This window comes from Streptomyces sp. NPDC048504 (assembly GCF_043200035.1).
Lineage (GTDB): Bacteria > Actinomycetota > Actinomycetes > Streptomycetales > Streptomycetaceae > Streptomyces.
The window spans coordinates 824884-843799 of the sequence record NZ_JBICXA010000001.1 but is presented as its reverse complement, the minus strand read 5'-3'; the positions used below and the strand labels follow the sequence as shown (position 1 = coordinate 843799).

General features: G+C 69.1%; 18 protein-coding genes. 6 read left to right on the top strand and 12 right to left on the bottom strand.

What is annotated here, in order from left to right:
• Nucleotides 1-63: 63 nt before the first annotated feature.
• The 3 genes from tilS to dacB form a co-directional block, all read right to left on the bottom strand.
• Entirely contained in the window at nt 64-1104 is a 1041-nt protein-coding gene (gene tilS / locus ACGFY9_RS03950) for a tRNA lysidine(34) synthetase TilS (protein ID WP_393751623.1), read from the bottom strand.
• 193 nt (nt 1105-1297) lie between these two features.
• Nucleotides 1298-2419, bottom strand: coding sequence for a zinc-dependent metalloprotease (locus ACGFY9_RS03945; protein ID WP_393751621.1), 1122 nt, complete (start codon nt 2417-2419; stop codon nt 1298-1300).
• Nucleotides 2420-2555: 136 nt separating this feature from the next.
• On the bottom strand, nt 2556-4250 hold the full coding sequence (gene dacB / locus ACGFY9_RS03940; protein ID WP_393751619.1) for a D-alanyl-D-alanine carboxypeptidase/D-alanyl-D-alanine-endopeptidase: 1695 nt from the start codon (nt 4248-4250) through the stop codon (nt 2556-2558).
• Between the two features lie 79 nt (nt 4251-4329).
• Here dacB and ACGFY9_RS03935 point away from each other — a divergent pair, with 79 nt between their 5' ends.
• Nucleotides 4330-4821 carry an inorganic diphosphatase gene (locus ACGFY9_RS03935; RefSeq protein ID WP_019070224.1) on the top strand — a complete coding sequence of 164 codons (492 nt, stop codon included), beginning with the start codon at nt 4330-4332 and terminating at the stop codon, nt 4819-4821.
• Between the two features lie 103 nt (nt 4822-4924).
• A complete protein-coding gene (locus ACGFY9_RS03930) occupies nt 4925-6580 on the top strand; it encodes a threonine/serine exporter family protein (protein WP_393751617.1) in 1656 nt (551 codons plus the stop codon).
• Nucleotides 6581-6699: 119 nt separating this feature from the next.
• On the opposite strand, the gene ACGFY9_RS03925 is transcribed toward ACGFY9_RS03930, so the two are convergent.
• Complete coding sequence (locus ACGFY9_RS03925) at nt 6700-7635, bottom strand: DedA family protein (protein ID WP_393751615.1); 936 nt, start codon at nt 7633-7635, stop codon at nt 6700-6702.
• 144 nt (nt 7636-7779) lie between these two features.
• Here ACGFY9_RS03925 and ACGFY9_RS03920 point away from each other — a divergent pair, with 144 nt between their 5' ends.
• On the top strand, nt 7780-8145 hold the full coding sequence (locus ACGFY9_RS03920) for a YbjQ family protein (RefSeq protein WP_363101818.1): 366 nt from the start codon (nt 7780-7782) through the stop codon (nt 8143-8145).
• A 21-nt stretch (nt 8146-8166) separates the two neighbouring features.
• Here ACGFY9_RS03920 and ACGFY9_RS03915 read toward each other — a convergent pair whose 3' ends face one another.
• Nucleotides 8167-8949, bottom strand: coding sequence for a MerR family transcriptional regulator (locus tag ACGFY9_RS03915; RefSeq protein ID WP_393751613.1), 783 nt, complete (start codon nt 8947-8949; stop codon nt 8167-8169).
• Nucleotides 8950-9086: 137 nt separating this feature from the next.
• Here ACGFY9_RS03915 and ACGFY9_RS03910 point away from each other — a divergent pair, with 137 nt between their 5' ends.
• Together ACGFY9_RS03910 and ACGFY9_RS03905 are read left to right on the top strand one after the other, a co-directional pair.
• A complete protein-coding gene (locus ACGFY9_RS03910) occupies nt 9087-10370 on the top strand; it encodes an ion channel protein (protein ID WP_393751611.1) in 1284 nt (427 codons plus the stop codon).
• A gap of 39 nt (nt 10371-10409) precedes the next feature.
• On the top strand, nt 10410-11816 hold the full coding sequence (locus tag ACGFY9_RS03905; RefSeq protein WP_393751609.1) for a glutamate decarboxylase: 1407 nt from the start codon (nt 10410-10412) through the stop codon (nt 11814-11816).
• 299 nt (nt 11817-12115) lie between these two features.
• Here the strand turns inward: ACGFY9_RS03905 and ACGFY9_RS03900 are convergent, their stop codons facing one another.
• From ACGFY9_RS03900 to ACGFY9_RS03875, 6 genes are all read right to left on the bottom strand, one after another.
• Nucleotides 12116-12877 carry an ABC transporter permease gene (locus ACGFY9_RS03900; RefSeq protein WP_393751607.1) on the bottom strand — a complete coding sequence of 254 codons (762 nt, stop codon included), beginning with the start codon at nt 12875-12877 and terminating at the stop codon, nt 12116-12118.
• Nucleotides 12874-13917: an ATP-binding cassette domain-containing protein gene (locus ACGFY9_RS03895; protein ID WP_393751605.1), complete on the bottom strand. Its 1044-nt coding sequence runs from the start codon at nt 13915-13917 to the stop codon at nt 12874-12876. The genes ACGFY9_RS03900 and ACGFY9_RS03895 overlap by 4 nt, the downstream gene beginning before the upstream one ends.
• 74 nt (nt 13918-13991) lie before the next feature.
• Nucleotides 13992-14633: a PadR family transcriptional regulator gene (locus tag ACGFY9_RS03890; RefSeq protein ID WP_393751603.1), complete on the bottom strand. Its 642-nt coding sequence runs from the start codon at nt 14631-14633 to the stop codon at nt 13992-13994.
• A 24-nt stretch (nt 14634-14657) separates the two neighbouring features.
• Complete coding sequence (locus tag ACGFY9_RS03885; RefSeq protein ID WP_393751602.1) at nt 14658-15203, bottom strand: DinB family protein; 546 nt, start codon at nt 15201-15203, stop codon at nt 14658-14660.
• A gap of 114 nt (nt 15204-15317) precedes the next feature.
• Nucleotides 15318-16778 carry an aldehyde dehydrogenase family protein gene (locus tag ACGFY9_RS03880; protein WP_393751600.1) on the bottom strand — a complete coding sequence of 487 codons (1461 nt, stop codon included), beginning with the start codon at nt 16776-16778 and terminating at the stop codon, nt 15318-15320.
• Nucleotides 16779-16897: 119 nt separating this feature from the next.
• The gene (locus ACGFY9_RS03875; protein WP_393751796.1) at nt 16898-17722 is read right to left on the bottom strand and encodes a helix-turn-helix domain-containing protein; all 825 of its coding nucleotides are present in this window, start codon (nt 17720-17722) and stop codon (nt 16898-16900) included.
• A 375-nt stretch (nt 17723-18097) separates the two neighbouring features.
• On the opposite strand from ACGFY9_RS03875, the gene ACGFY9_RS03870 reads away from it, so the two are divergent.
• Nucleotides 18098-18589 (top strand): ATP-binding protein, encoded by a 492-nt coding sequence (locus tag ACGFY9_RS03870; RefSeq protein WP_393751598.1) that lies wholly within the window; start codon nt 18098-18100, stop codon nt 18587-18589.
• Between the two features lie 69 nt (nt 18590-18658).
• Here ACGFY9_RS03870 and ACGFY9_RS03865 read toward each other — a convergent pair whose 3' ends face one another.
• Nucleotides 18659-18877, bottom strand: coding sequence for a DUF397 domain-containing protein (locus ACGFY9_RS03865; protein WP_234478148.1), 219 nt, complete (start codon nt 18875-18877; stop codon nt 18659-18661).
• Nucleotides 18878-18916 lie beyond the last annotated feature (39 nt).

Sequence of the window (18916 nt, the reverse complement as noted above, 5' to 3'; positions counted from 1 at the left end):
CTTTCGGTCGTCCAACCGGCTACTACCTGGCCCCGCCCCCGGAGGCCCGGAGGGGGTGTCGATTCAGCCTTGCCGAATCACCAGTCTGCCACCCTGGCGCCGGGCGACGACCTTGCCCGGGAGATTGATGGCTCCCTGGCCGCGCCAGCCGGTGATCAGCCGGTCGACTTCCTCGATGTGCCGGGCGAACAGCGAACCGGCCGGGGCACCGGCCTGGATGGCGGCCCGGCGCAGGATGCGACGGCGTACGGCGGGCGGCAGGGCGTAGAGCTTGGCGCACTCCAGGAGGCCGGTGGCGTCGCGTACGGCGGTCTCGGCCTGGCTGGCCCAGGTGTCGAGGGCGTCGGCGTCGTCCCGGGACAGCTGCGCCGTACGGGCGAGCGCTTCCACGACCCCTTTGCCGAGCGCCTTCTCCAGGGCCGGCAGGCCTTCGTGGCGCAGACGGGAACGCGTGTACGCGGGGTCGGCGTTGTGCGGGTCGTCCCAGACGGGCAGCGACTGGACCATGCAGGCCTTGCGGGCGGTCTGCCGGTCGAGCTGCAGGAAGGGGCGGCGGTAACGGCCGTCGGCCCCCGAGACCGCGGCCATCCCCGACAGGGAGCGGATGCCGGAGCCACGGGCGAGGCCCAGCAGGACGGTCTCGGCCTGGTCGTCGCGGGTGTGGCCGAGCAGGACGGCGGCGGCGCCGTGGCGTGCGGCGCAGTCGTCGAGGGCTGCGTAGCGGGCGTCCCGGGCGGCTGCCTCGGGGCCGCCCTCGCGGCCCACGGTCACGGACGTGGCTTCGACGGGGTCCAGGCCCAGTTCGCGCAGCCGCAGGACGACCTCGTCGGCGCGCAGGTCGGAGCCTGCCTGGAGGCCGTGGTCGACGGTGATGCCGCCGGCCCTGATGCCCAGCTTGGGGGCTTCGAAGGCGAGGGCGGAGGCGAGGGCCATGGAATCGGCGCCGCCGGAGCATGCGACGAGCACGAGCGGCGAGGGCGGGCGCTCGTGCGAGGTGTGCCGGGAGGCGCCGGCGGTCTGCAGTGCCTCGTGGTCGGTGAGGATGTCGTGGAGGACGCGGCGGACCGCCAGGCGTATCGCCGCGACCGCAGGATGGGGACCCATGTCCGGTTCCCTTCATGAAGTTTTCGGGGGGTTGGCCCGAGGTTCGGTCACTCAGAGTGTGTAGATGGTGACAGAACCGGGGCGTTCCCCGAGCATTGCACGCCTACCCATCGCTCACGGTCCCTCGGACGGGTGATTGCAGGGGCGTTCGCCTGCCGTCGGCCGGATTCGTTTCACCACGCCCGCGACCCGCTCACGACTCGGCCTTGCGGTGCACCCGCGCGACCCAGTCCGCCGGTTTGGCGATCTCCGTCTTGGTCGGCAACGTGTTCGGGGAGGTCCACACCCGGTTGAAGCCGTCCATGCCGACCTGGTCGACGACCGCCCGCACGAACCGCTCGCCGTCCCGGTACTGCCGCAGCTTGGCGTCGAGGCCGAGCAGCTTGCGCAGCGCCGAGTCCAGCCGGGAGGCGCCCTTCGCGCGACGCTGCTGGAACTTCTCGCGGATCTCCGTGACGCTCGGCACCACGTCAGGACCGACGCCGTCCATCACGAAGTCGGCGTGCCCCTCCAGGAGGGACATCACGGCGGTGAGCCGGCCGAGGATCTCCCGCTGCGCGGGCGTCTGCACGATCTCCACGAGGGACCGGCCCTCGTCGTCCTCCTCGCCCTCGGGCCGGCCGCCCGCCAACGACTGGGCGGCCTCCCGGATGCGCTCCAGGACCGTCATGGGGTCGACCTCGGTCTCCCCCAAGAAAGACTGGATCTCGCCCTCCAGGTGGTCACGCAGCCAGGGCACGGCCGTGAACTGCGTGCGGTGCGTCTCCTCGTGCAGGCACACCCACAGGCGGAAGTCGTGCGGTTCCACGTCGAGTTCGCGCTCCACGTGCACGATGTTCGGCGCGACCAGCAGCAGCCGCCCGCCCTTCGCGCCCGCCGGCAGCTCGCGGGACGCCGGGGCGAACGTCTCGTACTGGCCGAGCACGCGCGAGGACAGGAACGACAGCAGCATGCCCAGCTCGACGCCGGTCACCTTGCCGCCGACCGCCCCGAAGACCGCGCCCCCGGGGGTGTTGCCGCGCCGCTCCTGCATCTTGTCGAGCAGCGGTTTGAGGACCTCCCGGAACCCGGCGACGTTCGCCCGCACCCAGCCGGGGCGGTCGACGACCAGGATCGGGGTGTCGTGGATGTCGTCCGTGCCCATCCGGGTGAACCCCCGGACGTGCTGCTCCGAGGCCTTCGCATGCCGGCGCAGCTCCGCGACGACGGCCCGGGCCTCGTCACGGCTCACCTCGGGGCCCGGCCGCACAAGTCGGGTCGCGGTCGCCACCGCGAGATTCCAGTCGACCATCTCGGCACCACCGATGCTCGTCATGCGTCAACCGTACGTGAGCGCTGCCGCTGGGGGCAGGGCACGAGGTGGGCAAGGGCGAGCTTGGTCGGAACGTTGCCCGGTGCTGTTGGCTGTGCCCACCCGTTCCGCTTTGCGGAACGCCTGCCCACAGCAGTTGCTAACTACAGCCGCAGGCCGCCAATGCCGTTGCCGTGTGGTCCAGGGCTGCCTGGGCGTCCAGGGCGTTCGTCGTGTCGGAGGCCAGGAAGGCGAAGGCCAGGAGTTGGCCGTCCTTGTCCACGACCGTTCCCGCGAGCGTGTTGACGCCCGTCAGGGTGCCCGTCTTGGCGCGGACCACGCCTGCCGCGCCTGTCGCGTCCGTGTAGCGGGTCGTCAGGGTGCCGGTGAAGGCGGCGATGGGGAGGCCGGTGAGGACAGGGCGGAGTTCGGGGTGGGCCGGGGAGCCGGCCTTGACCAGGAGGGCGGTCAGGAGGTCGGCGGTGAGACGGTCGTCGCGGTTGAGGCCGCTGCCGTCGTTGAACACGGCGCCCTTGACCGGGAGTTGAAGCTTCCTCAGCTGGGCGTCGATCGCGGCGGCGCCGCCGTCGAAGTCGGCCCGCTTGCCCGTGGCCACGGCGGTCTGGCGGGCCAGGGCCTCCGCGATGTCGTTGTCGCTGCTGGTCAGCATCCGCTCGACGATGTCGGAGAGCGGCGGCGAGGAGACCGTGGCGAGGGTGTCGGCGCGGCCGGTCGCCTTGGAGGGGCCCGGGGACGTCGTCCTGATGCCGTGCTCCTTGAGGAAGCCCGCGAACTTCCCGGCCGCGTCCGCCGCCGGGTCCGTCACGCGCCGCACGGGACCGCTGGACGAGTCGTCGGTGCGGCCCTCGTCGGCCATCAGAGCGCTGACCGGGGCGAGGTTCTCGTTGACCCCGATCGGGTGGAGTTCGGTACCGGAGTACAGGGTCTTGTCGTACGACAGCGTCACCTCGCTCACGCCGCGCTTCTTCAGGGCCACCGCCGTCCTGTCGGCGAGCGTGCGCAGGCTGGCCCAGCCCTCGGCGTCCTGGTGGGCCGTCAGGGTCGGGTCGCCGCCGCCGACCAGGACGAGTTCCTTGGTGTCGGGCTCCAGGGCGGCGCGGGTGGTGAGGCGGTGGTCGGCGCCCATCGCGGAGAGGGCGGCCACGGCGGTGGCGATCTTCGTGGTCGAGGCCGGGGTCAACGCGTCGTCGGCGCCGACTCCGTAGAGGCGCTTTCCGGTCGAGACGTCCACGACGGCGGCCGTGTGGCGGGTGCCGAGCGCCGAGTCGCCCAGGAGGGGCGTGAGGACGTCCGCGAGGGCCGTGCCGGTCGGGGCCGACTTCACGGTGCTGGCGGCGCCGCCGAGGCCGACGAGGACGGATGCGGCACTGGGGGCGGGTCGGGGTGCCTTGGCGGACGTATCGGAATTACGGCCGTGATCTACGCCACCTGACTGTTCCTGTGCGGCTGCGTAGTCCCGCTCGGCCGTACGCTGACCCGAGGAGTCCCAGGGACCGGCGGCGGTCACCACACCGGCGGCCAGCGCCATTCCGGCGGTGGCGGCGACGGCGGTGAACTGCCAGGTTCTGTTCGGCCGCGGCAACTTCGCGACCTGAGGTGACACGGATCCGACGAGCCGGGCGACCTTCGGTTTCACGGCTTCGGTGAGCCGCGTGGCCTGTGGTCTCGCGGCTTCAGTGAGCCGGGTGACCTGAGGTTTCACGGCTTGCGTGACCCGTGTGACCTGCGGTTTCACGGATTGTGCGGCCCGCTTGAGACGGGGCCGGACGGCTCGCGCGACCCGCGCCACCTGCGGTCTCGCGGCCTGCCAAGGCCTCAGCTCCGGCACGACCACCAGCCCCTTTCGCGATCACACACCTGCGTGAGGGACACTTAACCACCAGAACTATGTGCTGATCATGGAGGAGCCACCGGTGGAGTTCGACGTCACGATCGAGATCCCGAAGGGTTCGCGGAACAAGTACGAGGTGGACCACGAGACCGGTCGGATCCGCCTGGACCGTCGACTCTTCACCTCGACCAGTTACCCGGCCGACTACGGCTTCGTCGAGAACACTCTCGGCGAGGACGGCGACCCGCTGGACGCGCTGGTCATCCTGGAGGAGCCGACTTTCCCCGGCTGCCTCATCAAGTGCCGCGCGATCGGCATGTTCCGGATGACCGACGAGGCCGGCGGCGACGACAAGCTGCTGTGCGTCCCGGCGTCCGACCCGCGCGTGGAGCACCTGCGTGACATCCACCACGTGTCGGAGTTCGACCGCCTGGAGATCCAGCACTTCTTCGAGGTCTACAAGGACCTGGAGCCCGGCAAGTCGGTCGAGGGTGCCAACTGGGTGGGCCGCACGGACGCCGAGGCGGAGATCGAGCGCTCGTACAAGCGACTCAAGGAGCAGGGCGGCCACTGAGCCCCCTGTGCACTGACGGGCCGCACGCACACGCGTGCGGCCCGTTTGCATGTCTGTGCGCATACTGAGGATCACCGAAGCGTCGTACAGGGAGTGCCACGGAGTGACGGAAGCGGAGGACCGCAAGCCGCAGTCGGACGAGGCCAGGAGTGCTTTCACGGCTCCGGCGGGCGTCGAGGCGGCGGTCGTGCCGGCGGCGGACGGCGAATCGTCCACGACGTCCGAGTTCGCCGTTCCGAGCGGTCTCGACGTGACGCCCGCGCCGGCCGTCGAGGACTCCGAGGGGTCGGCGTTCAGCCCGCCCAGCCTCTACAGCGCGCGCAAGGCACCGCCCGCGTTCACTCCGCCGACCGGGATCCCCGTCGTCAGCCTCACCAAGGACGTGCCCTGGCAGGACCGGATGCGCACGATGCTGCGGATGCCGGTGGCCGAGCGGCCCGCGCCGGAGCCGGTGCAGAAGCCGGACGACAGCGGTCCCGCCGTACCGCGTGTGCTCGATCTGACGCTCCGCATCGGCGAGTTGCTGCTCGCGGGCGGCGAGGGCGCCGAGGACGTCGAGGCGGCGATGTTCGCGGTCTGCCGCTCCTACGGCCTCGATCGCTGCGAGCCGACCGTCACGTTCACCCTGTTGTCGATCTCGTATCAGCCCTCCCTGGTGGACGATCCGGTGACCGCGTCGCGTACGGTACGGCGCCGGGGCACCGACTACACGCGGCTCGCGGCCGTGTTCCGGCTGGTCCAGGACCTCAGCGATCCGGAGACCGCGCTCTCCTTGGAGGACGCCTACCGGCGGCTCGCGGAGATGCGACGCAATCGGCACCCGTACCCCGGCTGGGTGCTGACCTCCGCCAGCGGGCTGCTCGCGGGTGCCGCCTCCGTGCTCGTGGGCGGTGACATCATCGTGTTCTTCGCCGCCGCGCTCGGCGCGATGCTCGGCGACCGGCTGGCGTGGCTGTGCGCGGGGCGCGGACTGCCGGAGTTCTACCAGTTCACGGTCGCCGCGATGCCTCCCGCCGCGATAGGGGTCGCCCTCACGGTCGCCAACGTCGACGTGAAGGCCTCCGCCGTCATCACCGGTGGGCTGTTCGCCCTGCTGCCCGGACGGGCGCTGGTGGCGGGTGTACAGGACGGACTGACCGGCTTCTACATCACCGCGTCGGCCCGGCTCCTGGAGGTCATGTACTTCTTCGTCGGCATCGTGGCCGGCGTCCTGATCGTCCTGTACTTCGGCGTGAAGCTCGGCGCGCAGCTCAATCCCGACGTGGCCCTCGGCAACTCCGACCAGCCGCTGTGGCAGATCGGCGCGTCCGTCCTGCTGTCGCTGACCTTCGCCGTACTCCTCCAGCAGGAACGATCCACCGTGCTCCTGGTGTCCCTCAACGGGGGTGTCGCCTGGTCGGTTTACGGGGCGATGCACTCCGTCGCGGGGATCTCGCCGGTCGCCTCTACGGCTGTCGCGGCGGGGTTGGTCGGGCTGTTCGGACAGTTGCTGTCGCGGTACCGGTTCGCGTCGGCGTTGCCTTACACGACCGCGGCGATCGGGCCCCTGTTGCCGGGTTCCGCCACGTACTTCGGGCTGTTGGCGATCGCGCAGAACCATGTCGACAAGGGGCTGGTGTCGTTGGCCACGGCGGCGTCTCTCGCCATGGCCATCGCGATCGGGGTCAATCTGGGGTCGGAGATCTCGCGGTTGTTCTTGCGGATTCCGGGGGCTTCTGCGGGGGCGCGGCGGGCGGCGAAGCGGACCAGGGGGTTCTGAGCGCCTAGTAGCTCGGGGGCTTGGCTATGTGGCGGGTGCGGGCTCGTTGTGGCTGGTCGCGCCCACGCGGCGGAGCCGCAAATCGATACAGCCCCGCGCCCCTTTGGGGCGCGCTGTCGCTAGCCCTGCTGGTAGCCGTTCTGGGAGTAACCCTGGCCCTGGTTCTGGTCGTTGGAGGGCGGGTACTGCTGGTTGCCGTACGGCTGTTGCTGCTGGGGCTGGTACGTCTGCTGGGGGTACGGCTGCTGCTGTTGGGGCTGGGCGTAGTACTGGTCGTAGCCGTTGTTCTGGTCGTACTGCTGCTGAGGTTGTTGCTGCTGGGGCCCGTCCACTCGCCGGAGTTGGGTCGTCGAGTCGTCCATGATCACCGGGAACGGCTGGGTCGCGGCCGGGTCGCCAGGCTGTTCCTGGGAGTCCTGGCGGCCCTGGGGGTTCTTCTTGGCCTTGGAGCGGGCGCGGAGGAACTCGATGATGATCGGGATCACGGAGACGAAGACGATCAGGATGAGGATCGCTTCGATGTTCTTGTGGACGAAGTCGATGTTGCCGAGCCAGGAGCCGAGCAGGGTGACGCCCGCGCCCCACAGGACGCCGCCGATGATGTTGAACGTGAGGAACGAGCGGTACTTCATGCCGCTGACGCCGGCGATGATCGGCGTGAATGTGCGCACGATGGGCACGAAGCGGGCCAGGACAAGGGACTTGGGGCCGTACTTCTCGAAGAACTCGTGCGCCTTGACCACGTTCTCCTGCTTGAAGAGGCGTGAGTCCGGGCGGCTGAAGAGCGAGGGGCCGACCTTCTTGCCGAAGACGTAGCCCGCCTGGTCGCCGAGGATCGCGGCGACGCAGATCAGCGCGACGGCCGCCCACAGCGGGAAGTCGAGGGTGCCCGCGGTGATCAGCAGGCCGCAGGTGAAGAGCAGGGAGTCACCCGGCAGGAAGAACCCGATGAGCAGGCCGGACTCCGCGAAGACCACGAGCAGGAGGCCCCAGATCCCGAACCGGTCGAGCATGGTGTTCGGATCGAGCCAGCTCGGGCCGAGGGCGAGCGTCATCACGGTTCCGGGCTCCTGAGGGGTGGAGGGAGGTGCCAGCGTCCAGGTACAGCCGCACAAAGCTATCAACGCGATGTGTCCGTCCCAGGTTCCACCGGTGACTCCAGGATGCACTGTGCACCCCGTAGGACAAAGCTGTGAGCCATGGGTATCGACGAATACGGCGGCGGCCAGGGGCCGCAGGCCGACGTACTGGTCGTGACGACGAACGACATCCCCGGCTACCGGGTCGAGCAGGTGATCGGCGAGGTCTTCGGGCTGACCGTGCGCTCACGGCATCTGGGCAGCCAGATCGGCGCCGGACTGAAGTCGATGGTCGGCGGTGAGCTGAAGGGGCTCACCAAGACCCTCGTGCAGACCCGCAACCAGGCCATGGAGCGGCTGATCGAGCAGGCACGCGCGCGTGGGGCCAACGGCGTCCTGGCGTTCCGCTTCGACGTGACCGAGGCGGCGGACGTGGGCACCGAGGTGTGCGCCTACGGGACGGCGGTGGTCCTGGCCCGGGAGTAGCGGTTCCCCCGGGCCGGGTCCCTAGGAGGTGTGCCGGGACGCGTTCGCCAGGATCGCGTCCTTCAGGTGCTCGGCCAGGCCCGGGGCCATCGCGTCGTAGAACGCCTTGAAGCGCTCGTCGGAGACGTACATCTCGGCGAGGCCGGTGTGCATCTCGTAGGAGCACGCGTAGAACCAGCGGTCGATGTGCAGGCGGTGTTCCTCGGCGAGGTCCATCGCCGCGTCGGCGGTGGGGAGTTCGCCCGCGGTCACCAGGCCGGCGTAGCGCTCGCTCCAGTCGTCGACCTCCGCCTGGAGGCGTTTCCAGTCGGCCTTGGTGTAGCGGGCGGCCCGGCGCTGTGACTCGGCGTACGCCTCGGTGCCGCCCCACCGCTGTTCCGCTTCCTCGGCGTACTGCTCGGGGTCCTTGTCGCCGAAGACCTCGAAGCGTTCCTCGGGGGTGAGGTTGATGCCCATCGTGCGTGCCTCCATGGCGTGTTCCACGGCCTCGGCCATCTTCTGGAGCTTCTCGATCCGGGCGGTCAGCAGCTCGTGCCGGCGGCGCAGATGTGCGCGCGGGTCCGTCTCCGGGTCGTCGAGCAGGGCCGCGACCTCGTCGAGCGGGAAGCCGAGTTCCCGGTAGAACAGGATCTGCTGGAGCCGGTCGAGGTCGGTGTCGCCGTAGCGCCGGTGACCCGCGTGACTGCGCGCGCTCGGGACGAGCAGGCCGATGTCGTCGTAGTGGTGCAGCGTGCGCACGGTGACCCCGGCGAATCCGGCGACCTGCCCGACGGAGTAGGAGTCCTGTCCTACGGAGTAGCTCACTTTCCGCTCCCTTCTTCTGTCCGCGCTCCACGCTGAGGCCTCACGCCACGTGAGGTGCAAGCCCTACAAGCCTCACGGCCCCGTAGTGCTCTCTCCCTCAAGATGTTCGGTCCGTTTTGCCCGCTTATGGTGAGCCCGTGGCCCAGGACAGCGCGCAACAGGCACCCGTTGCCCCTACGACCCCGGCGCGCACCCTGCTGCCGATGATCGTCCCCGCACTGGTCGTGGGCGTGCTCGCGAGTCTGCTCTTCATCGGGGTGAGCGAGGCGGCCGAACAACTCCAGCACGTGCTCTGGAAGAACCTCCCCGACGCCCTGGGCATCGGCCGCTACTCGGTCCTCTGGATGCTCGTCATGCTGACGGCCACCGGCATCGCGGTCGGGCTGGTGGTGTGGAAGGTCACCGGGCACGCCGGTCCCGACCCGGCGACCACAGGCCTGGAAGCCGTAGCGCTGCCCCCCGGAGTACTTCCCGGTCTGGTCCTGGCGACCGCGCTGATGCTCGCCGGCGGTCCGAGCCTGGGTCCCGAGAACCCGATCATCGCCGTGAACGTGGGGCTCGCGTTGTGGGCGGGGCGCAGGCTGGCGCCGCGGGTGCCGGGCGGGGCGTGGGGGGCGCTGGCCGAGTCGGCGACGATCGGGGCGCTGTTCGGGACGCCGGTCGCGGCGGCGCTGCTCATCTCGGAAGCGCTGGCCGGGCGCACTACCAAGGGGGCACTCTGGGACAACGTGTTCGCGCCGCTCGCCGCGGCCGGGGCGGGTGCCATGACGACCACCCTGGTGGCCCATCCGACCTTCGACCTGCACCTGCCCGCGTTCGGCAGGCCCGGCTGGGGCGATCTGCTGGCCGTCCTGGTGCTGGCACCCCTGGCAGCGGCACTCGGCATGGCGGCCGTCTACCTCTTCCCGTACGCCCATGGCGCCTTCTCCCGCCTCAAGCACCCCATGCTGGCGCTGCCGGCCGGAGGACTGGTCCTGGGCCTTCTGGCGGCCGTGGGCGGCCATCTGACGCTCTTCAAGGGACTGGACGAGGTCGGGGAGCTCGCGGCAGACCCCGAGGGCTGGTCGGCGGGCCAGTTCGCGACGATGACCGTCGTGAAACTGGCGGCACTGCTGGTCGCCGCGTCCTGCGGCTTCAGGGGCGGCCGGATCTTCCCTTCCGTCTTCATCGGCGTCGCGTTCGGCCTCTTCGCCCACGCGGTCGTGCCCGCCGTGGACCCGGCACTCGCGGTGGCGGCAGGCGTCCTGGGCATGCTCCTGGCGATCACCCGGCAAGGCTGGGTGAGCCTCTTCACGGCCGCGATCCTGGTGGCCTCCCCCGCCGTCCTCGCCCTGTTGTGCATCGGCTCGCTGCCGGCCTGGCTGCTGGTGACCGGGAGACCGCAGATGCAGTTGCGCGCGGACGGAACTCCGGTTCGCTAGTACCCGTTGGTTCTTTTGATCCATTCAGGAGGCACGCCCATGCCGTTGCACAAAGGTCCCGAGAAGCCCGACGAGCGCCCGATGTCCGTGAACCCCTTCTTCGGGGAGGCCAATCCGGTCGGCGGCATGACCGAGGCCCCGCCCAAACACCGGCTGCCGGACGGGCCGTTGGCGCCGATGACGGCGGCCCAGCTCGTGCACGACGAGCTGATGCTGGACGGCAACTCCCGCCTGAACCTGGCGACTTTCGTCACCACCTGGATGGAGCCGGAAGCCGGCGTCCTGATGGCGGAGTGCCGGGACAAGAACATGATCGACAAGGACGAGTACCCCCGCACAGCGGAGCTGGAGAAGCGCTGCGTGGCGATGCTCGCCGACTTGTGGAACGCACCGGACCCGTCAACCGCCGTCGGCTGCTCGACAACCGGCTCCAGCGAGGCCTGCATGCTCGCCGGAATGGCCCTCAAGCGCCGCTGGACGCAGCGCAACAAGGACCGCTACCCGGCCGCCCGCCCGAACCTGGTGATGGGCGTCAACGTCCAGGTCTGCTGGGAGAAGTTCTGCAACTTCTGGGAGGTCGAGGCCCGCCAAGTCCCCATGGAGGGCGACCGTTTCCACCTCGACCCCCAGGCCGCCGCCGAACTCTGCGACGAGAACACGATCGGCGTGGTCGGCATCCTCGGCTCCACCTTCGACGGTTCCTACGAGCCGATCGCCGACCTGTGCGCCGCCCTCGACGCGCTCCAGGAGCGCACGGGCCTCGACATCCCGGTCCACGTGGACGGCGCGTCCGGCGCCATGGTCGCGCCCTTCCTGGACCCGGACCTGATCTGGGACTTCCGCCTCCCGCGCGTGGCCTCGATCAACACCTCGGGACACAAGTACGGCCTGGTCTACCCGGGCGTCGGCTGGGCCCTGTGGCGCGACAAGGAGGCCCTCCCCGAGGAACTCGTCTTCCGCGTCAACTACTTGGGCGGCGACATGCCCACCTTCGCCCTCAACTTCTCCCGCCCCGGCGCCCAAGTAGTAGCCCAGTACTACACATTCCTGCGCCTGGGCCACGAGGGCTACCGCGCAGTCCAACAGTCCACCCGCGACGTGGCCCGAGGCCTCGCAGACCGCATCGAGGCCCTAGGCGACTTCAAACTCCTAACCCGGGGCGACGAGTTGCCGGTCTTCGCCTTCACCACAGCCCCGGACGTCACGACATACGACGTGTTCGACGTCTCCCGCCGCCTACGAGAACACGGCTGGCTGATCCCGGCGTACACCTTCCCGGCAAACCGCGAGGACCTCTCGGTCCTCCGAATCGTCTGCCGCAACGGCTTCTCAGCAGACCTGGCCGAACTGTTCCTCGACGACCTGACCCGCCTCCTCCCCGAACTACGCCGCCAGCCCCACCCCTTCACCCGCGACAAGGCAGCGGCAACGGGCTTCCACCACTGAGCCGGGCGACACGGCCCGCAAGCCGCGTACGGCGGCAAGGCGACGTGTCGGGGGGTGTCCGCCCGCAGCGGTCGGCGCGTCAAGCACGGGCAAGCCGGTAAGCAACGGCATCCGCGCCGATCCGAGGACGGACACCCCCCGGCGCGGCGCCGGGGGCACAACGCACCGCGGGCAAACCACAACGCACCGGCACCCACCCACAAAGCCGCACCCCGTACGACCTAGGGGCGCGGGGCTGTGTCGATTTGCGGCTCCGCCGCGTGGTCGCGACCAGCCCGTACCGGCCCGCACCCGACAACTCACCCCCCAAGCCCCCGAAACCGCCGCACCGCCAGCGGAAAGAACACAACCAACAACCCCAACGGCCACGCCACAGCAGCCCAGACATGCCCCGACTCTCCCCCGGGCCCACCAAAAAGCTCCCGCACGGCCGTAGCGGTCTGAGACATCGGATTCCACTGAACAACCGCACCCAGCCACGCAGGCATGGCCTCAGGCGTAGCCAAGGCGTTGGACAGAAACCCGACCGGCCACACCAGAATCTGCACGGCCTGCACCATCTCGGGCCGCCCCGCCACCAGCGCCAACTGGATCCCAACCCACAACATGGCGAACCGGAAGAGCAGCAACAGCCCCACGGCACCCAGGAATTCACCGGGCCCGGCATGCGGCCGCCAACCAAGCCCGAGCCCAACCCCGATCAGCACGACCAGCCCGATCGCCGACTGCAACATGTCGGCGGCCGAACGCCCCACCAACACCGCCCCGTCAGCCATCGGCATCGACCGGAACCGGTCGATCACCCCCTTGTTGAGGTCCTGCGTGACGGCGAGCATCGTGCCCTCCAGCCCGAAGGCCATGGTCAGCGCGAGCATCCCGGGAACCAGATAGTCGACGTAGGCACCCTCGACGGCCCGCCCGCCCCCGATCAGATAGCCGAACATCAGCAGCAACATCACCGGAAAAACGAGACTCACCACAACCTGCACGGGCTGCCGCGCCCAGTGGGCGAGTTCACGCCGGGTCATGGTCCAGGAATCGGTCAGGGCATAGGCACTCACACGGCCTCCTTCACATTCGTACGATCGCCCGCACCCGCACCCGCCCCGTCACCGTGCCCCGTCAGATGCAGAAACACCTCATCCAGGGTCGGCCGCCGCAACGCCACATCCTCGGCATCGATCCCGCCCTCCTCCAGCGCCCCTACGACTCCGGAGAGCGCCGCCATCCGGTCGGAGACCGGCGCACTGAGCAGCCGACGATCCGCATCGACCCGGACGTCGGCAGCAGGCAGCGGCAACAGGGCGACAGCGGCCCCCAGTTGACCCGCATCACGCAGAACGACGTCGATACGGTCGCCGCCCGTACGGGACTTGAGCTCGTCCGGGGTGCCGTCCTCGATGACCCGCCCTCGGTCAACTACCGAGACCCGATCGGCGAGTTGGTCGGCCTCCTCCAGGTACTGCGTGGTGAGCAGAACCGTCGTACCACCCCCGACCAGAGAGCGAACCGCCGACCACACCTCCGCACGCCCGCGCGGATCGAGGCCGGTAGTCGGCTCGTCCAGGAAGAGGATCTCCGGCGCGGTGACGAGCGAGGCGGCGAGATCCAACCGCCGCCGCATGCCTCCGCTGTAGGCGCGAACCGGCTTACGCCCCGTGTCGGCGAGGTCGAAACGCTCCAGGAGTTCATCGGCACGCACACGCGCGCGACGGGCACCAAGATGATGGAGACGCCCGAACATCTCCAGGTTCTGCCGCCCGCCCAACTCCTCGTCCAGAGCCGCGTGTTGACCGAGCAGGCCGATACGCAACCGGACCGCACGGGCCTCGGTCAGCACATCATGACCCGCAACCTCGACGCGCCCGGAGTCGGGCCGCAGCAAGGTGGACAGAACACGGACCAGGGTGGTCTTACCCGCACCGTTGGGCCCGAGCACACCATGCACGGTCCCGCGCGCGACACACAGATCGAGCCCGTCCAACGCCTTCTTGACCCCCTTGGAGCCGTCACCCCCCTCAGCCCCCTCAGCCTTCCGGCGGCTCTTCTTCTCGCCATACGTCTTGTGCGCGTCCTCGACGGTGATCGCCGCGTCGGCCACTGGACACTCCTTCGCTAGTCAAACTTGACTACATGCCCGAAAGTAACCCGGGGGCCTCTATTAGTCAAACTTGATTAGTGAGTATCCCCCGGGTGCCGCTCCCCCGTCGCGTACGGGTTCTCCTCGTCGTCCCTCAGGACACCGACAAACGGCTCACCCTCCCCCGCGAAGGTGTACGCCCCGCCCTCGATGCGCTCGACCAGCCCCTGGGTCCACGCGGCCTCCGCGTCGGCCGTGTGGACCCAGAGGTTCATGATCTCGCCGATGTGGCCCAGCTGTTCGGGGCCGTCCTCGGGGATGTAGTGCTCGGTGACCGAGGCCCGCCACTGGTCGATACCCCGGGTGCGCTCCTTGAGCAGCGCCACCGCCTCGGCCCTCGGCAGGTCCACGATGAAGCCGATCGCGGCGGACTTGACGTCCATCTGCTGGTCGTAGGACGTCAGCGCCTCGCGCAGCAGCCGGAGGTACTCCTCGGTGCCCTGGCCGGTGATCTCGTACTCGGTGCGGGGCGGGCCCCCGACGGTGGACGGCGCGATCTCGTGGGCGTGCAGAAGGCCCTGCTTGGCCAGTTGCTTGAGCGCGTGGTAGATCGAGCCGGGCTTGGCGTTGGACCACTCGTGCGCGCCCCAGTATTCGAGGTCGTTGCGCACCTGGTAGCCGTGGGCCCGCCCGTGCTGGCGCACCGCGCCGAGCACGAGGAGACGGATCGCTGACATGAGCCCAGCGTAGAACCAGGCAGGTCAGCCCCGGCTGCTGCCCTGCTCCTTCGCGACCAGCTCGAAGGCCGTGGCTCCGTCGAGGGACTCGCGGATGATGTCGGCGTGGCCGGCGTGCCGGGCGGTCTCGCGGATCAGGTGCAGGCAGACCCACCGTACGGAGACCCGCCCTTCGGGGAACCAGGGCTGGTCCGGCAGCGGGAAGGTGTCGTCCAGGCTGGGCACCGAGCGGATGTACGCCTCCGTCTCGGCGGCGACCTTCTCCCAGTACGCGAGCTGCGACTCGACACTCTCGCCGTCGACCAGTTGGAAGTTCTCGTGCCAGTTGGTCTCGTCCCGCTCAACCGCCGGCGGCTCCTGCTTGGCCCGCGCGATCCAGCCCTGCTCGACCTCGGCGCAGTGCTTGAGCAGCCCGGAGAGGGAGAGTTCGCTCGCGCTCGGCCTGCTCGCGGCCTGCTCCTCGGTCAGCCCGAGCAACGCCCTGCGGATGCCGCCCCGCTGCTCCTCGATGAACGCGAGCAGCGCCCCGCGCTCGTCGCCCTGTGCCTCCGAGGGTACGTGCGTGACCATGGCCTTCACCTTTCGCCGGTGCCGGCAGGGAGCGCGTCCCCCTGCCCGACATCGACGAAGCTACGGGCCATCGAGGTCAGGTTCTGTCCTCGATGGCCCGCCGGAAGCACATGTCTAGAACGGGAACCCGCTCCGCCCGTGCTGCACCGAGATCCACTTCAGGCTGGTGAACGCGTCCAGCATCGACTCGCCGTTGAGGCGGCCGAGGCCGGAGGCCTTCTCGCCGCCGAAGGGGACGATCGGCTCGTCGTGGACGGTGCCGTCGTTGACGTGGAACATGCCCGTGTCGATCTGCTTGGCGAAGTTCACGCCGCGCTCGATGTCACCGGTGTGGACGGCGCCACTGAGGCCGTACGGCGTGTCGTTGACGATGCTCACGGCCTCCTCCTCGCCGTCGAACGGGATGAGGAAGGCGACCGGGCCGAAGACCTCCTGGCGGAGGAGGTCCGAGTCGGCGGGGAGGTCGGTGAGGACCGAGGGGGCGACCAGGTTGTCGGTGGTCGTGCCGTGGACGAGAGCCGTCGCGCCCTCGGCGATCGCCTGCTCGACGACACCCGAAAGGGCGTCCACCTGCTGGGAGTTGATGACCGGCCCGATGACCGTCTGCGGGTCGCGCGGGTCGCCGACCTTGAGGGACTTGACCTTGGTGACGAACTTCTCGGTGAACTCGTCGGCGATCGACCGGTCGACCAGGACACGGTTCGCGGCCATGCAGACCTGGCCCTGGTGGACGTAGCGGCTGAAGACCGCCGCGTCGACCGCGTAGTCGACGTCGGCGTCGTCGAGGACCACGATCGCGCTGTTGCCGCCGAGTTCGAGCACCGCGCGCTTGAACTGCGAGGCGCAGACGGTCGCGACGTGGCGGCCGACCTTGTCGGAGCCGGTGAAGGAGATGACCTTCGGGATCGGGTGCTCGATGAACGCGTCGCCGATCTCCGCGATGTCGGTGATGACGACGTTCAGGAGTCCGCCCGGCAGGCCCGCGTCCTCGAAGATCTTCGCGACCAGGGAACCGCCGACGATCGGGGTGTTCTGGTGCGGCTTGAGGACCACGCCGTTGCCCAACGCCAGTGCGGGGGCCACCGACTTGAGGGAGAGCAGGAGCGGGAAGTTGAAGGGGCTGATCACGCCGACCACGCCCACCGGGACGGTGTAGACGCGGTTCTCCTTGCCGTCGACCGGCGAGGGGATGATCCGGCCCTGGGGGCGCAGGGCGAGGTGGATCGCCTCGCGCAGGAACTCCTTGACGAGGTGCAGCTCGAAGCCGGCCTTCAGGAACGTGCCGCCGAGTTCGGCGACGATCACCTCGGAGATCTCCTGCTCGCGGTCCTCGATGATCCGCAGAGCCTTCTCGAACACCGCGCGGCGGGCGTAGGGGTTGGTCGCGGCCCACTTCTTCTGGGCGCGGGCGGCCGCCTTGTACGCCTCGTCGACCTCGTCGACCGTGGCTATGGTGATCGACGCGAGCTTCTCGCCGTCGTACGGGTTGAAGTCGATGATGTCCCAGGAGCCGGTGCCCGGGCGCCACTCACCGTCGATGTACTGCTGAGCCAGGTCGGTGAAGTAGGACGACATGTGATCCCTCAATCGCTCAAATCGTCAGCAGACACGATCAGTTGCAGACACGATCAACAGCAGGCCGGACGACCCCTCACGATCATCACGGTCTGATCACACGTCATCGTACTTGTGTTTCAAGAGAGTTGGAGCAGTCCCCGAAGAAGATCCCGGCTCTCGTCCGGGCCCGGGCTGTCCTGCTGGAGCTCCTTCAGCGCCTTCTCGTACTGGGCCACGTCCTCGGACTTGTCCAAGTAGAGCGCGCTGGTGAGCTGTTCGAGGTAGACGACGTCAGAGAGGTCGGACTCCGGGAACGACAGGATCGTGAAGGCGCCGGACTCGCCCGCGTGACCGCCGAAGCCGAACGGCATGACCTGCAGCCGGACGTTGGGGTGTTCGGAGACCTCGATCAGATGCTGGAGCTGCCCGCGCATGACCTCGCGGTCGCCGTACGGGCGGCGCAGGGCGGCCTCGTCCAGGACGATGTGGAAGTCCGGCGCGTTCTCGTTCACCAGGTACTTCTGCCGCTCCAGGCGCAGCGCCACCCGCCGTTCCACGTCCGCCGCACTCGCGCCCTTCATGCCGCGCCGGACGACCGCGCGGGCGTAGGCCTCGGTCTGCAGCAGTCCGTGCACGAACTGCACCTCGTAGACGCGGATGAGGGAGGCGGCACCCTCCAGGCCCACATAGGTGGGGAACCAACTGGGCAGGACGTCCGAGTAACTGTGCCACCAGCCCGCTACGTTGGCTTCCTTCGCGAGGGAGAGGAGTGAGATGCGCTCCGCCTCGTCCGTGATGCCGTACAGCGTCAACAGGTCCTCGACGTCCCGGGTCTTGAAGCTCACTCGCCCCAGCTCCATGCGACTGATCTTGGATTCGGAAGCGCGGATCGAGTACCCCGCCGCCTCTCGGGTGATCCCACGCGCTTCCCGCAGTCGCCTGAGTTGCGAGCCGAGCAGCATCCGCCGCACCACCGATCCGGGCTCTCCCGCGCTCACGTTCGCCAGCCTCCCCAACCGTCTTCAGGGGCCGCAGTCTGCCACTAAAACACTTCGAGCAGTACTCGTTCGATTACAGAAATGGAAAGAAGGGACGCCCGTTCACAGGAAGTTGCCAGGAAGACGTCAGGGAGAAGCAAGGTCCGGGGCCGAGATCGGCGTGAAGTTGGCGGAAAAAATGGCCAACAAGCGGTACGGGAGGGTCCAATTCGGTCAGCTGCACGTGCATCTGCCCTTGCATCTGCTGTACGCATCCGAAACCATGGTCTCGCGCCACCGCTGCATCGCAACGACCGCGAATTCCCGGGAGTGCCTCGCATGGGGACGAATGGATCGACCATGCTCGAGCCGTTACGGCAGGGCCTTCCGCCGCTGGACCCGTCGGCCGTGTCCAGCGCCGCGTCGTGTGCTCTGGCCGCCCGCTACGAAGCGGTGCGCGAGGCACGGCAGTTCACCCGCCGCACGCTCGACCAGTGGGACATAGGCGACCGCTTCGACGACGTCTGTCTGGTCGTCTCCGAACTGGTCACCAACGCGCTGCGGCATGCCCTGCCGGCCAACACCCCGCGCGTCCCGGAGCAGAACCCGCCCGTGCGGCTGCACCTGATGCGCTGGACCGAGCGGCTGGTGTGCGCCGTGCGCGACCCCAGTCACGACAGTCCCATCGCCTGCGAGTCGGAGGACTTCTCGGCGGAGTCGGGCCGCGGCCTGTTCCTCGTCGACTCGTTCGCCGACGGCTGGGGCTGGCACCCGCTGGCGGGCACGCTCAGCGGCAAGGTGGTCTGGGCACTGTTCCGGCTCCAGGGCGACCCCGTACAGAACGACGCGTGAGGAACCGCGGCCCTTTTTGGGGCCGCGGTTCTACGCGCGTTGCCGTGGTTCCCGCAGGTCGTCGGTCCGCTATCCCACTATCAGGTGGTCGAACTCGCCGTCCTTGATGCCCAGGAGCATCGCCTCGATCTCGGCGCGGGTGTAGACGAGCGCCGGACCGTCGGGGAACCGCGAGTTGCGCACGGCGACATCGCCGCCGGGCAGCCGCGCGAACTCCACGCAGGATCCTTGCGAGTTGCTGTGCCGGCTCTTCTGCCAGGCCACTCCGTCCAGCTGCGTGGCAGCCATGCCGTTGTACACGTCGAACCCCAAGTACACGCTGTCAAC

Bases quoted from the DNA above. Each gene is read 5' to 3' on its own strand.
- ACGFY9_RS03875 (WP_393751796.1), bottom strand. From the start codon at position 17,722: ATGCTGCTCGGCTCGCAACTCAGGCGACTGCGGGAAGCGCGTGGGATC.
- ACGFY9_RS03865 (WP_234478148.1), bottom strand. From the start codon at position 18,877: ATGGCTGCCACGCAGCTGGACGGAGTGGCCTGGCAGAAGAGCCGGCAC.
- ACGFY9_RS03870 (WP_393751598.1), top strand. From the start codon at position 18,098: ATGCTCGAGCCGTTACGGCAGGGCCTTCCGCCGCTGGACCCGTCGGCC.
- ACGFY9_RS03920 (WP_363101818.1), top strand. From the start codon at position 7,780: ATGGGTATCGACGAATACGGCGGCGGCCAGGGGCCGCAGGCCGACGTA.
- ACGFY9_RS03890 (WP_393751603.1), bottom strand. From the start codon at position 14,633: ATGTCAGCGATCCGTCTCCTCGTGCTCGGCGCGGTGCGCCAGCACGGG.
- ACGFY9_RS03885 (WP_393751602.1), bottom strand. From the start codon at position 15,203: ATGGTCACGCACGTACCCTCGGAGGCACAGGGCGACGAGCGCGGGGCG.
- ACGFY9_RS03925 (WP_393751615.1), bottom strand. From the start codon at position 7,635: ATGACGCTCGCCCTCGGCCCGAGCTGGCTCGATCCGAACACCATGCTC.
- tilS (WP_393751623.1), bottom strand. From the start codon at position 1,104: ATGGGTCCCCATCCTGCGGTCGCGGCGATACGCCTGGCGGTCCGCCGC.
- ACGFY9_RS03945 (WP_393751621.1), bottom strand. From the start codon at position 2,419: ATGACGAGCATCGGTGGTGCCGAGATGGTCGACTGGAATCTCGCGGTG.
- ACGFY9_RS03880 (WP_393751600.1), bottom strand. From the start codon at position 16,778: ATGTCGTCCTACTTCACCGACCTGGCTCAGCAGTACATCGACGGTGAG.
- ACGFY9_RS03905 (WP_393751609.1), top strand. From the start codon at position 10,410: ATGCCGTTGCACAAAGGTCCCGAGAAGCCCGACGAGCGCCCGATGTCC.